The sequence below is a fragment of the Frigidibacter sp. RF13 genome, assembly GCF_026626305.1.
GTDB lineage: Bacteria > Pseudomonadota > Alphaproteobacteria > Rhodobacterales > Rhodobacteraceae > TMP-24.
Genome location: NZ_JAPNUE010000003.1, coordinates 67,679 through 80,554, shown reverse-complemented (window position 1 = coordinate 80,554; position 12,876 = coordinate 67,679). Strand labels below are relative to the sequence as shown.

General features: G+C 64.4%; 14 protein-coding genes. 9 read left to right on the top strand and 5 right to left on the bottom strand.

The genetic code is table 11. The features are described 5' to 3' along the window. Nucleotides 1–87 precede the first annotated feature (87 nt). Nucleotides 88–654, top strand: a complete 567-nt coding sequence (locus OU426_RS08450; protein WP_267633501.1) for a hypothetical protein — start codon at nucleotides 88–90, stop codon at nucleotides 652–654. A 26-nt stretch (nucleotides 655–680) separates the two neighbouring features. Here the strand turns inward: OU426_RS08450 and OU426_RS08445 are convergent, their stop codons facing one another. Together OU426_RS08445 and OU426_RS08440 are read right to left on the bottom strand one after the other, a co-directional pair. Beyond that, nucleotides 681–1,733, bottom strand: coding sequence for a helix-turn-helix domain-containing protein (locus OU426_RS08445; RefSeq protein WP_267633500.1), 1,053 nt, complete (start codon nucleotides 1,731–1,733; stop codon nucleotides 681–683). Nucleotides 1,734–1,849: 116 nt separating this feature from the next. After that, nucleotides 1,850–2,191 (bottom strand): cupin domain-containing protein, encoded by a 342-nt coding sequence (locus OU426_RS08440; protein WP_267633499.1) that lies wholly within the window; start codon nucleotides 2,189–2,191, stop codon nucleotides 1,850–1,852. Nucleotides 2,192–2,325: 134 nt separating this feature from the next. Here OU426_RS08440 and panB point away from each other — a divergent pair, with 134 nt between their 5' ends. The 3 genes from panB to OU426_RS08425 all read left to right on the top strand — a co-directional run bounded on the left by panB (nucleotide 2,326) and on the right by OU426_RS08425 (nucleotide 5,112). Next, nucleotides 2,326–3,159, top strand: coding sequence for a 3-methyl-2-oxobutanoate hydroxymethyltransferase (gene panB / locus OU426_RS08435; RefSeq protein ID WP_267633498.1), 834 nt, complete (start codon nucleotides 2,326–2,328; stop codon nucleotides 3,157–3,159). Between the two features lie 5 nt (nucleotides 3,160–3,164). Beyond that, nucleotides 3,165–4,004 (top strand): pantoate--beta-alanine ligase, encoded by an 840-nt coding sequence (gene panC / locus OU426_RS08430; protein WP_267633497.1) that lies wholly within the window; start codon nucleotides 3,165–3,167, stop codon nucleotides 4,002–4,004. Between the two features lie 115 nt (nucleotides 4,005–4,119). Beyond that, nucleotides 4,120–5,112 (top strand): P1 family peptidase, encoded by a 993-nt coding sequence (locus OU426_RS08425; protein ID WP_267633496.1) that lies wholly within the window; start codon nucleotides 4,120–4,122, stop codon nucleotides 5,110–5,112. A gap of 71 nt (nucleotides 5,113–5,183) precedes the next feature. Here the strand turns inward: OU426_RS08425 and OU426_RS08420 are convergent, their stop codons facing one another. Next, on the bottom strand, nucleotides 5,184–5,975 hold the full coding sequence (locus tag OU426_RS08420) for a hormone-sensitive lipase (protein ID WP_267633495.1): 792 nt from the start codon (nucleotides 5,973–5,975) through the stop codon (nucleotides 5,184–5,186). A gap of 77 nt (nucleotides 5,976–6,052) precedes the next feature. On the opposite strand from OU426_RS08420, the gene OU426_RS08415 reads away from it, so the two are divergent. Together OU426_RS08415 and OU426_RS08410 are read left to right on the top strand one after the other, a co-directional pair. Further along, nucleotides 6,053–7,531 (top strand): NAD-dependent succinate-semialdehyde dehydrogenase, encoded by a 1,479-nt coding sequence (locus OU426_RS08415; RefSeq protein WP_267633494.1) that lies wholly within the window; start codon nucleotides 6,053–6,055, stop codon nucleotides 7,529–7,531. A 190-nt stretch (nucleotides 7,532–7,721) separates the two neighbouring features. Then, the gene (locus tag OU426_RS08410; RefSeq protein ID WP_267633493.1) at nucleotides 7,722–8,075 is read left to right on the top strand and encodes a cupin domain-containing protein; all 354 of its coding nucleotides are present in this window, start codon (nucleotides 7,722–7,724) and stop codon (nucleotides 8,073–8,075) included. A 24-nt stretch (nucleotides 8,076–8,099) separates the two neighbouring features. On the opposite strand, the gene OU426_RS08405 is transcribed toward OU426_RS08410, so the two are convergent. Next, nucleotides 8,100–8,705: a TetR/AcrR family transcriptional regulator gene (locus tag OU426_RS08405; protein ID WP_267633492.1), complete on the bottom strand. Its 606-nt coding sequence runs from the start codon at nucleotides 8,703–8,705 to the stop codon at nucleotides 8,100–8,102. A gap of 105 nt (nucleotides 8,706–8,810) precedes the next feature. On the opposite strand from OU426_RS08405, the gene OU426_RS08400 reads away from it, so the two are divergent. Genes OU426_RS08400 through OU426_RS08390 form a run of 3 tightly spaced genes read left to right on the top strand, consistent with a single transcriptional unit; the run spans nucleotide 8,811 to nucleotide 10,867 of the window. Next, entirely contained in the window at nucleotides 8,811–9,488 is a 678-nt protein-coding gene (locus tag OU426_RS08400) for a PspA/IM30 family protein (RefSeq protein WP_267633491.1), read from the top strand. A gap of 48 nt (nucleotides 9,489–9,536) precedes the next feature. Further along, a complete protein-coding gene (locus tag OU426_RS08395) occupies nucleotides 9,537–9,824 on the top strand; it encodes a YiaA/YiaB family inner membrane protein (RefSeq protein ID WP_267633490.1) in 288 nt (95 codons plus the stop codon). Nucleotides 9,825–9,877: 53 nt separating this feature from the next. Beyond that, nucleotides 9,878–10,867, top strand: coding sequence for an Lnb N-terminal periplasmic domain-containing protein (locus tag OU426_RS08390; RefSeq protein ID WP_267633489.1), 990 nt, complete (start codon nucleotides 9,878–9,880; stop codon nucleotides 10,865–10,867). A 2-nt stretch (nucleotides 10,868–10,869) separates the two neighbouring features. Here OU426_RS08390 and OU426_RS08385 read toward each other — a convergent pair whose 3' ends face one another. Then, on the bottom strand, nucleotides 10,870–12,801 hold the full coding sequence (locus OU426_RS08385) for a DUF3857 domain-containing transglutaminase family protein (protein WP_267633793.1): 1,932 nt from the start codon (nucleotides 12,799–12,801) through the stop codon (nucleotides 10,870–10,872). Nucleotides 12,802–12,876 lie beyond the last annotated feature (75 nt).

Sequence of the window (12,876 nt, the reverse complement as noted above, 5' to 3'; positions counted from 1 at the left end):
GACTTTTTGCCCGGCGTCCCTGCTTAGGTGTTGGTACCGCCGCCGCGCGCTGCGGCTTAACCAAGCATCTGCACAGGGTCATCCGATATGTCGAACAGGTTCAATCGCGTACTATTCCTGACAACTCCAGCCGCTCTCCTTGCGACCGCACTTGTGGCCAGCGGACAAGAAACCGTTCCGCCGCCCGGCTGGCCGGAAGATACCGCCGTCCAGACCGAAGCCGGGCAACAGATTCCGGCCGGCGCCCTTGGCATCGCCCAGATCGAGACCCCGCGCGTGGCAACGCTTCTGCAGCTCAGGGGCGTTACCGGAAAGGGGGTGGTGATCCTGAAAAGCAGCGACAGCCAGGATTGCCTGACATTGCTTATCCGCTTCGTCGCGGGCGATTTTGGCGGCGACGGCATCTCGGCCCGTGCGGCGGAGCCAATTCGCCTGATCATCCGGTCCGCGCGCGTTGCCGACGCGCTGGTGACCGGCGGGGACGTGGTCAGCAACATGTATCGCGTCAGCAGCCGGACCGATGACCCGAAGGCAGACATCGTCATCGAGAGCGGATTGAGGGAAAGCCACGGTTTCGTTCTCAATCCGGGAAATTCCATTCTCGCCGACATTTTCGGTGCCGCAGTCAGCCGCACGGCCTGCTCGGCACTCTGATCTCGACAAGGCGGCGGCGGGCGTTTCTAGGCGTCCGCCTGCCCGGCCCGGAATTTCGACGGGGTCTGGCCGGTCATCCGGCGAAATTCGGTATTGAAGCTCGACTTACTGACAAACCCCGCGTCGAACATCACTTCCGTGATTGGAAGATCGGTTTCCAGCAGTGCTTTTTGCGCATAACGCACCCGGAACCCGTTGACATAACGTGAAAAATTCTCCCCCGTCAGGCCGTTTATCGCAACTGAAACGTCACGCGCAGGCACCGACAGCCGCCGCGCCACCCGCGCCAGCGTCAGGTTGCTGTCCTTGTAAAGCTGCTTTTCGCGCATCAGCACATCCAGGGCGGCCAGCATCTCGCCATCCCGGGTCGTCGGCCGCGCGGCCTTCGCCGAATGGCCCGCCGGGCCGCGCATCAGGATCGAGGTGCCGACGAGTGCGGCAACAAAGATCAACACCGTGAAGATGCCCGACACGCCCGTCAGAAATGTCAGGATGAAGGCTTCTCCCGCCACCAGTCCAGCCGCAACGATCGAAAGATCGGTCGCAACCATCAGCCCAAGCAGCACGAGCGTGGCATAAATCGCCGATCGCAGAATCGGTTGCGCGTTCGGCGCGACATGGACGAACTGGTCCGCCTCACAATGCAGAAGGCGAGACATACGAAACAGATAAAGGCTGGTGACACCAAGAACGAAGACATCGGCCGAAACCGGAATCCTTGCCAGGATCGCCAACTGTGCCAGGGCAACCGGCACACCATTCAGGACAAGCAGGCTGCGCCAGTTCGACACCACATCCTGGGACAGCGCAGCAAAACCGAGGTAGGCGAGCGGTCCGACCATGACGGCGACCAATGGCTGCAGTCGTGCAGCCAATGCAGAATCGAAAGATAACCGAAACCCCAGCAACAAGGCGATGGCCGCCAGGGCCATCAGGAAGTGGCAAAGGAAACAGCGCGCCGGAAGCGGCAATCGCATGTCCTGGGCAAGAGCCAGGGCGGCAATCGTCGTCAGGACGCTGACAACCCAGACAAGCGGCAAGGTGATCATGTCTTCTCCGGAAACCTCGGGCAGGTGCACGACCACATTCCTACCACCATTTCCCCGACAATCCGCATCAGGTCATTGCAAATTCGCACTAATGGCGGCGCCGTGTCACAAGCTCTATGGCCTGCCAGCGAGGCCTCGGTGCCCCCTCACACCAAGATCACATAATCCTTCCGTGTCGTCTCGATCACCTCCCAGGTTCCCTTGAACCCAGGGCGGATCAGGAAACTGTCGCCCGCCGCCACCTCGAACGCCTCGCCGCCGTCCTCGGCAATTACCGAACGGCCCGCCAAAATCCGGCAATATTCCCATTCGTCATAGGAAATCCGCCATTTCCCCGGCGTCGATTCCCAGATGCCTGCATAAAGTCCGCCCCGTTCCTCGGCATTCCACGTCGTGTGGACGGGATCGCCCGCCAGCACTTTCTCGGCGGCGGGGCGCGCGACTTCGGGCGTGGCGGCAGCAGGGGTCAGACGCAGAAAGGCGGACATGGCAGGCTCCTTTTCATTTCCTCCGGCCTAGCGCGCGCCGCTCGCCCGGGCAAGCCGCAGCGGCAGGCAAGGAAGTGCTGGAAACCATGCTGCGGCGCAGCTAGATTATGAGCGACAACCTCGGGGGGACGAAGATGAGCGCAACCGGCGTCGAGAAACGCATCACCCCCCCGGATATCCGAGCGCGCAAAGGCGGTGAGCCAATCGTGATGCTGACCGCCTATACTTGGCCCATCGCCCGGATCGTCGATCAGCATTGCGATATCGCATTGGTGGGTGACTCTCTCGGCATGGTCGTGCATGGCCTGCCGTCGACCCTGCCGGTCACGCTCGAGATGATGATTCTGCACGGCCAGGCAGTTGCCCGCGGACTGACGCGCGCGATGATGGTCGTCGACCTGCCCTTCGGCAGCTACGAAGAAAGCCGCGAGCAGGCCTTCCGCTCCGCCACCCGCGTGATCCGCGAGACGGGCGCCTCGGCGGTGAAGCTCGAAGGCGGCGCGCATATGGCCGATACGATCCGCTTCCTGACAGAGCGCGGCGTGCCGGTGATGGGCCATGTCGGCCTCCTGCCGCAGGCGGTTAACACCGTGGGCGGCTACAAGGTCCAGGGCCGCGGCGCCGATGGCGACCGGGTTCTGGCCGATGCCCGCGCGGTGGCCGATGCGGGAGCCTTCGCCATCGTCCTTGAAAAGATCCCCGCCTCGCTTGCCGAGGAAATCACCGCCGCCGTCCCGGTGCCTACGATCGGCATCGGCGCCTCGGCCGCCTGCGACGGGCAGGTGCTGGTCACAGACGACATGCTTGGCCTTTTTACCAGCTTCCGCCCGAAATTCGTCAAGCGGTTCGCCGACCTCGGACTCACGGCCGACGAGGCAATCAAGGCCTATGCGGCCGAGGTCAGGGCAAGGACCTATCCGGCGGCAGAACATCTCTTCGCCGACGAAGCGCCGACGAAGAAGGGCTGACCGGCATGCGCACGATCCGTGACCTTGCGGTCCTCAGGACCCGTGTGCGCGACTGGCGCGAGGCGGGTGAAAGCGTGGCGGTCGTGCCCACGATGGGGGCCCTGCACGAGGGGCATTTGAGCCTTGTCGCCGCGGCGAAGGCGGCCTGCGACCGGGTGATCGTGACGCTCTTCGTGAACCCAAAGCAGTTCAACAACCCTCAGGACCTCGCTAGATATCCCCGCACCGAGGCGACGGACGCGGCACTGTTGCAGCCGCTGGGGATCGATGTCCTGTTCGCGCCCGAGGCGTCGGCGGTCTATCCTGAAGGCTTCCTGACCAAGGTCACGGTCGCCCATCTGCAGGACGTGCTCTGCGGCGCGCACCGGCCCGGCCATTTCGACGGCGTCGCGACGGTGGTGACGAAGCTCCTCCTGATGACAGGCGCGGATATCGCCTTCTTCGGCGAGAAGGACTGGCAGCAGTTGCAGATCATCCGCCGTCTGGTCGAGGATCTGAACATTCCGGTCGATGTGGTCGGCTGCCCGACACTGCGCGAGAAGGACGGGCTTGCCATGTCCTCGCGCAACCAGCGCCTGTCGAAGGCCGACCGGGCCCGGGCACCGGCGCTGCATGCCGCCATGGCAGAGGCGGCAGTGGTGATCCGCGCTGCGGGTGACGTGGCGGCGGCCCTTTCTGCGGCGCGCGGCGCGATCCTGAAGGCGGGCTTTGCCGAGGTCGAATATCTCGAGCTGCGCCACAGCGCGACGCTTGAGCCTCTGGACCGGGCGGCACCCGAGGCGCGGCTCTTCGCCGCTGCCTGGATCGGCGGCGTGCGACTGATCGACAATATCGCGCTCTTCTGAACTGCTCACGGCCGGACCGCTCGTCGAGCCCTTGCATGCTCTCCTCGCTCCGGCGGCCGATTTGGCAGTTGCGCGGGAAGCGGCCTCTTCATAGGGTCACCTGCGGAGGTTTTGCATGCGGCCCGGTCCACGCAATCTCATCACCGATGTCACCGGACTGCGGGTCGGAAATGCCGCCGATGCGCGCCTGAAATCGGGCGTTACCGTCCTGACTGCCGACAGGCCTTTCACCGCCGCCGTCCATGTGATGGGCGGCGCGCCCGGCACCCGCGAGACAGATCTACTGTCGCCCGACCGGCTGGTGCAGGAGGTCGACGCGCTTGTCCTCGCGGGCGGTTCGGCCTTCGGCCTTGCCGCCGCCTCCGGGGTGATGGAAGGGTTGAGGGCAGCGGGACGTGGCTACGCGGTGGGCCCCCTACGGGTGCCGATCGTCCCGGCGGCGATCCTCTTTGACCTTCTGAACGGCGGCGACAAGGATTGGTCCGACAATCCCTATCCCGCGCTCGGCCGCGCGGCTCTCGCCGCTGCCACGGCGGATTTCGCGCTCGGCACCGAGGGGGCGGGCCATGGCGCCACCTTGTCGGGCCTGAAGGGCGGGCTTGGTTCGGCCTCGGCCAATCTGGCGAACGGCATGACGGTCGGGGCGCTTGTTGCCGTCAATGCGCTCGGCTCGGCCACCGCCGACGAGGCGGGGCGCTTCTGGGCCGCGCCCTTCGAGTTCGGCACGGAGTTCGGCGGCCTCGGCCTTGCACAGATCGCAAGGCCGGACCGCGATCCCTTGCCATCGAAGGCACCGGGAGAGGCCACGACCATCGCCATCGTTGCGACCGACGCGGCACTTACCAAGGCGCAGGCCCACCGCATGGCGGTCGCAGCCCATGACGGGATCGCCCGTGCACTCGTCCCCTCCCATACGCTCCTCGATGGCGATCTGGTCTTTGCCGTCGCAACCGGCGCGCGGTCGCTGACCGACCCGATCTCCGACCAGTTTGCCCTCGGCCATGCCGCAAGCGCCTGCCTCGCCCGCGCCATCGCGCGCGCCGTCCATGCGGCACGGCCGGAGCCCGGCGATCTTCTGCCCGCCTGGCGCATGCGGTTCAGCGGCTAGAGCGATACTGCACGGTCTGTCGGGAAATACTTTCGGGGGAGCGCGAGGGGCAGTAAGCCCCCTCGCCCACCTCAAGACCCCACGATCGCCCGCATCAGGGGGCTGTCCGCGACCTCCAGCCCCTCGATCACGTTGAAATGGTGACGATCGGGCTCCACCGTCACTGGGCAGCACCAGGCATTGCCCAGCCGCCGCGCCTGATCGAGGAAGCGCGGTCGCTCGATGCCGCCGACCCAGACATGAACCGCAGCGCCGGGACGCCGTTGGAGAAGCGCGGGGCTTTCCGCCTTTGCGACCGCCGCGTCGATCTTCAGATCGCGGTTCATTTCGGTTTCCATCAGCGGCCGCAGATCACTTAGGGGAGAAATCGGAACGACATTGGCGATTCTATCGGCGACCGCCTCGGGCAAGCCAATGGCCGTCGTCGCCATGCGCGCCGACAGATGCCCCCCGGCCGAATGGCCAGTGACGACGACCGGCCCGGCGATCCTTTCGGCGGCCGCCAACAGAGCGCTGCGAATCTCCGCTGTCATCTGCGGCAGGCCGGCGGTCGGGGCGAGCGTATAGGCAGGCATCGCCACCGCCCATCCCGCCGCGACCGGCCCCGCCGCCAGATGCGAAAAGTCGCGCGGACCGAAGGCCAGCCAATAGCCGCCATGGATGAAAATCACGAGGCCACGGGGCTCTCCTTCGGGCAGGAAAAGGTCGAACCAGTGCCTTTCGCCCGGACCATAGACAATACCAAGCTCGGCCCTCGCGCCCATTGCTGCGCGAAAGCCGTCAGCCTTCCGCGCCCAGCGTGATGGAAAATCTTTTCCATCTGCTAAATATTTTGAATTGGCAAACGCGTCGTCAAAGCGCATATATTCCCCCGTCAACCGGCTCTCCCGGCCCATACTCATGCCTGCCCCGTCCCGGGGCAATCCACAAGAGGTCTGCCATGCTCGATACCGTCACCGATCTGAGGTCGCTTCTCAAGGATCCATCGCTTCTGGTTACAAAAGCCTATGTCGCGGGCGAATGGGTCGATGCCAAGGACGGCAAGACCTTCGCCGTCACAAACCCCGCGCGCGGCGACGTGATCTGCCATGTCCCCGACCTCAGCCGCGCCGACGCAGCCCGCGCGATCGAGGCCGCCGACAAGGCGCGCCACGGCTGGGCGGCGATGACTGGCAAGGAACGTGCAGCCGTCATGCGCAAGTGGTTCGACCTCTGCATGGCCAATCAGGATGACCTCGGCGCGATCCTGACCGCCGAGATGGGCAAGCCGCTCGCCGAAGCCAAGGGCGAGATCGCCTATGGCGCCTCCTACATCGAATGGTTCGGCGAGGAAGCCAAGCGCATCTACGGCGAGACGATCCCCGGCCACCAGCGCGACAAGCGGCTGATGGTGATCAAGCAGCCTATCGGTGTCGCGGCCTCGATCACGCCGTGGAACTTCCCCAATGCGATGATCGCCCGCAAGGTCGCGCCCGCGCTCGCCGCGGGCTGCGGCTTTGTCGCGCGCCCGGCAGCCGAGACGCCGCTCTCGGCGCTTGCTCTGGCCGTGCTCGCAGAGCGTGCGGGCGTGCCGAAGGGCGTCTTCTCCGTTATCACCTCGTCGCGCTCTTCCGAGATCGGCAAGGAATTCTGCGAAAACCCGGCCATCAAGAAGCTCACCTTCACCGGCTCGACCGAAGTCGGCCGCATCCTTCTGCGTCAGGCCGCCGATCAGGTGCTGAAATGCTCGATGGAACTGGGTGGCAACGCCCCCTTCATCGTCTTTGACGATGCTGACCTCGACAAGGCCGTCGAAGGCGCGATGATCTCGAAGTTCCGCAACAACGGCCAGACCTGCGTCTGCGCCAACCGCATCTATGTGCAGGCGGGTGTCTATGACGCTTTCGCGGCCAAGCTCGCGGCGGCGGTCGGCAAACTGTCGATTGGCGACGGGCTGAAGGAGGGTGTCACCACCGGCCCCCTGATCAACAGGGGCGCGGTCGAGAAGGTCGAGGAGCATATCGCCGACGTCCTCGCCGGCGGCGGCAAGGTTGTCACCGGCGGCAAGCGCCATGCGCTCGGCGGCACCTTCTTCGAGCCGACCGTCGTGACCGGCGTCACGCCGGACATGAAGGTCGCGACCGAGGAAACCTTCGGCCCCCTCGCCCCCCTCTTCAAGTTCGACACCGAGGAAGAGGTGATCCGCCGCGCGAACGACACGATCTTCGGCCTTGCCTCCTACTTCTTCGCCCGCGACATCGGCCGCATCACCCGCGTCCAGGAAGGGCTGGAATATGGCATGGTCGGCGTGAACACCGGCCTGATCTCGACCGAGGTCGCGCCCTTCGGCGGGGTCAAGCAATCCGGCCTTGGCCGAGAAGGCAGCCACCACGGGATCGAGGATTATCTCGAAATGAAGTACATCTGCCTGTCGATCTGATCGGGCAGGAAAAGACAACCGAAGCGGGGCCTGCGGGCCCCGTCTTCATTTGCGCCGTCGTTCCTCCTCCCGCCGTCCGGGTCACAAGAGGCGGAAGAGGTCGATTCCCGCCCTTCCGCCGTCGCCCGGCGCGGTTTTCGGCGCGCCGCGATCTGGCAGTCTCAGACCCAGACAGGAACCGGAGGACCCCATGCAAAGCATCACCAGACTGCCGTCCACGGACGGGATCGAACCCGCGACCGCCGACCTCGATGGCTGGATCAGGACCGAGGGCAACCCGTCGATGAAGACCTGGGTGCTGCATACCTCAAAGGACGGGGCGATGGTTTCGGGGATCTGGGAATGCAGCCCTGGCACCTACCATGCGACCTACACCGCCTATGAATATGTGGTCCTTATTACCGGCCGCATCGTGATCACCCCCGATGGTGGCACGCCCGTCACCGTCAAGGCAGGCGATGCCTTCGTCGTCGAACATGATTTCAAGGGCACCTGGAAGATCGAGGAACATGTGCGCAAGCACTTCGACTTCGTGGTGAATTGAGCCCGTTCTTGCAGGCAGCCCAGTTCAGGCGTCGGGGCGGCTGCCCCTGACCATGAGCTCGACAAGCGCAAGCACCTCGGGCTTGATCTGATCGCGCGGCGCACCGACGAAGCGTGCCTGCAGCGACAGGTGCACGACGCCATGGACGGCGGCGAAGAGCGTCTTGGCCCGCGTGACCAGAAGGTCCGGCGCCAGATCGGGCCGCAAAGCGGCCAGCGGCGCGGCGATTTCGCGGATCAGCACTTCATGGGCGTCGCGGTACCAGTCGGGCATCGGCGTGCCTTCGGGCAGGCGATGGTTGAAAAGCGCCTTCCAGAGCGCGAGATTGTCGAGCGCGAAATCCACATAGACGGCGGCCAGCTCCTTCAGCGCCGTACCCGGATCTCGGTCGGCGGGCAGGCGGAGCGCCAAGGCCTCGCCCATGCGCGCGAGCGTGCGGACATTCACTTCCATCACCAGATGGTCGAGGTCGGGAAAGACCGTATAGAGCCCGCCGAGCGCGCAGCCCGCCCTTTCCGTCACATCGCGCGCCTTCAGGCCACTCAGGCCTTGCTCGGCAATCAGCGTCTCTGCGGCCGCCACGAGCCGGGCCTTCAGATCTTCGCGCTTCTCGTCCCGTTTGTTTCCCAATTCGATCCACACTATTTTTGAACAACGTTCATATTTTTCTTGAACGACGTTCACGATTGCCGCATAACAGCTCCATGAACATCGTTCATATCAAGGGAGACCAAAATGTTCAACCTGCTCGTCACCTACTTCCGCGGCGCCAAGGCCGACCGGACCGAACAGCTGGCCGACGCGATCGCCCTGCCTGTGCTGCGCCAGCAGCTGCGCGACAGCGCCGCCTCGGTCGAGACCGCCCGCCGGGCTGTCGCGGTGGTCATGGCCCATGCCGAACGCGAAAAGAAGAATGCCGACCGCATCGCCACCCAGAAGGTCGATCTGGAAGAGCGCGCGCTGGCAGCCCTTGCCGCAGGCAAGGATCAGCTCGCAGCCGAAGCGGCCCAGACTATCGCCCATCTTGAGGCCGAACAGGATGTCGCGCTGCGCGCCATCGCCACTTACGAGACAGAGATCGCCAATCTGCGCGCCATCGTTTCGGACAGCGAACTGCGGCTGAGGGAACTGGAGCGCGGCCAGAAGCTGGCCGTCGCGACCGACAAGACCCAGAGGCTGCGCGCCGAGATGCCGCAGATCGCGACCTCGTCGCTTGCCCAGGCCGAAGCCACGCTTGCCCGGCTGCAGGAACGCCAGGCCCATACCGACGCCACCCGCCTTGCGCTGAACGAACTCACGACCACCTCGAATGCCGTGATGATGCGCGACCGCCTTGCGGCGGCGGGCTGCGGCGCCGCCCTTCGCCCCGACGCACAGGCGGTTCTCGAACGGTTGAAGGCGAAGATCAACTGACTTGATCCGACGTCAAACCCATATCCGAAAGAAAGAAAGGAACATCCCATGCAAGACGCAGCTTATCAGCGTGTTTATTCGAACACCTTCGCCATCTTCACGATCTTCAACTTCGTCGTTGCCGCCGCGATGATGGCAGGTGGTATCTACAACATGGACGCCACCTTCGCAGGCAAAGGCTTCTATGCCATGTCCGCCCTGATGCTTGTCTCCTCGGCGATCGCCATCACCAACACGCTGCGCGACCGTGAAGAAGCTCAGCGCCTGCACAACAAGATCGAGGAAGCGCGCACCGAAAAGCTCCTCATGGAAGTGAACACCTCGAAGAACATCTGATCCCTCTGGCGCCGGGGCTTGCCCCGGCGCCTTTGCCGTCGGAGAACAGGACTATGACCCAATCGCGCCCCAGCCTTATCCGCCGTATCGGACGATTTCTTGGCCGTTCGGCCTTCTTCCTGACCCTCGCCCTTGTCGCGGGACTGACTGCGACCGCGCTGACGGTGCATGTCTCGGGCCCTGCGCTCTATCTAGCAGAGGCGCTTCTGGCCGCGGCGGCACTGAGTGCAGCCCTTCTGCGCCTTCTCGCCCGCCGCGCCGCTTGGGCAATGCTGGTCATGGTCACGCTGATCGCGGGCCTCTGGTACCAGACGATCATCCCGTGCGACGACCGCACCTGGGCTCCGGATGTGGCCCATGGCGTTACCGCCGAGATCGACGGCGACCGGGTAACCCTGACCAATGTGCGCAATTTCCGCTGGACCTCCGAGGATGCGGCCACCGAAGTCTGGGAAAGCCGCAGCTATGACCTGTCGAAACTCGCCTCGGTCGATATGCTGACTTCGGTCTGGGACAGCCCCGACATCGCCCATCTGCTGGTCAGCTTCGGGTTCGAGGATGGCGAGCATGTCACCTTCTCGGTCGAGATCCGCAAGGAAATGGGCGAGAAGTTCAGCACGCTCGGCGGTTTCTTCCGCCAGTTCGAACTGGTTCTGATCGCGGCGGACGAAGAGGATATCGTCAAGCTGCGCACCAACTACCGTGGGGAAACAGTCAGCCTCTATCCGCTGACGATCGGCGCCGAGGGGCGGCGGCAGCTCTTCCTCTCCTACCTCGACCTCGGCAACCGGCTGGCCGCGAGACCAGCCTTCTACAATACGGTGACCAGCAACTGCGCCTCGACGGTCTACCGCACGGTCGGCGCGTTCAAAGAGGATGTGCCGCTCGACATCCGTCTTCTGAAGACCGGGCTCCTGCCGGAATATCTTGCCGATCTCGGCTATCTCGACCCCGCCATCGCGGCGGCGCCCGCCACCATCACCGCCCGTGCCCAGACCTTGCCGCAGGATATCGATTTCTCTGCAGGCATCCGGGTCAGGTAGGATCACTCCGGCGTCATGTCCCAGCTCCAGTAGGTCGCGTCGGAAATCCGGCGCGCATCTGCCACGACTGAACGGACCTTGTCGGCAGGCACCTTGCGACCCTTGGTCCGGAAACTCCAGCTCAGCTCCATGCGTCCGGGCTCAGGCGCATATCCAGAGAAGGAGAAGAAGAACCCGTCATTGTTGATCGCCACCGACTCCGGCGGCAGGAAGTCTAGCGGCGCATTGATCACGATGACCTTCTTCGTCTCTTTCATTGCGGAGCCCAGCAGAAGTGGCGTCTCGCGCGTGCCGGACAAGGCCACGACAAGGCGTTTGCCCCAGTTTTCGGCGAAGAACGGAAAATCGTCGCCAAGCTCGCCGAGGAACACTTCGTTGCGGGGAATGAAGTAACCCGCCCGGATCTTGATTTCGTTCTGCTCGGCATCGTCCTGGAGCTTCGGAGGCGTAAGCTCCCTGATCCCTGGATAGACAGACGCATAAAAGTCGAGATAGGCCTTGGCATTGACCAGGGCGGGCTCTTCCGCCCAGCGACGGCGCTGCCCGTTTGCCGCCTCGCCAAGGAATGCGTCCTCGACGGTCAGATAGACGCCGAGAAGGCCGAACTCGAAAGTCTCGCTACTGTCAACCAGCCAGCCCTGTTCCTGCAGGGGCGCAACCGGCTGCAATCCTTCGGAGCCGCCATGGCCGATCGGTAGCGCATAGCCATAATCCGGCGTCACGGCGAACCTCAGCCGACCAGCCTCATGCGTGGCGGTCGGGTCGACCCAGAAAGTCTGCATGCCGATCCGGACGCGGGCGATCATGTGGTCGAAGGCCCGGATCGCAGGCACTGCGTTGGCGAGGCGGTATCCTTCGTCAAGATCGGTCAGCGCGACATCCGCATCTATGCCAAGGGCGCGCAGCGAGGTGACTAGAAGAAGTGACTTGTCCTTGCAGTCGCCGAAGCCGGCCGCGACCACCTCCGCCGGCGCTCGGGCGAAATAGCCGCCGACGCCGACCTCGATCCCGACATAGCGGATTTCATCCTGCACCAGTCGCAGTGCCGCCGTTGCCTGCAGTTCCCGGCTGGAATGCTTGGCCCTGATCGCGTCGAGCTTCGCCAACCAGCTTTCGGGAAGGTCATATTCCTTGTCGTAATAGGGCGAGAGCGCCTCATTCAGCGGCTGCCAGTCGCCCCAGGCACCGTAGGACACCTCCGCCTCGCGCACGTCCTCGACGGGTGTAAGCGCCTCGTCGGGGAAGGGCATGTGACCCTTGCGCCACCAGTCGAACCGCTTGACCGAACCGAGATCGGTTTCGCTGTGTTCGACCCGGTCGGGCACAGGCGCCTGATGGAAGGGCCAAGCGCGCGGCCAGAGGACCGAATGATGCACAAGCCCGACCGGCACTCCGAATTCCATCCTCGAGCCGCCGCTGCGATTTGCCCCGTCGAAAAGCGCGTCACGCCGGAAATAGACCGCATAGTCGACCACATCGCCAACCCGCAGGTCGGGTATTTGCCAGTGAACCGTCAGTTGCCCGTCGATGATGCCCGCATCTAGCCGCGTCTCGCGTCGAAAGACTTCTTCCTTCACCCGGTCCGCGTAATGGATCACCTCATCGCCGCGCCGCACGTCGAGATGGACAAGCCGCAGGCTTTCGAAGTTCGGGTCGAAATCGTACTGGACCGTTCCCGCCCGCTCCAGCCCCGCCCGGTCGGTCACCTGCATCACATAGCGGCCGTAGCTGATCTTGACCTCGCCCTCATAGGCCGACTGCGTATCGTCCATCAGATAGGCAATGCCGCCGTAGGAGGCCGCGCGCAAGGCATCGGTCATCGGCGGCACCTCGGTCTCCTCGACCCAGGGCGGCGCCGGGGCCTTGCCATAGTCGCCTGCAAATGCGGCCAACGGCGTGACAAACGCCAGACACACCATCCACATCAGCCGCATTGCCACCTGCCGTCCCTGAACCCTGCCGCATCTCAGCGCATCGCCCGCGCCCGCGCAACCCCCGAGGGAGTTTGC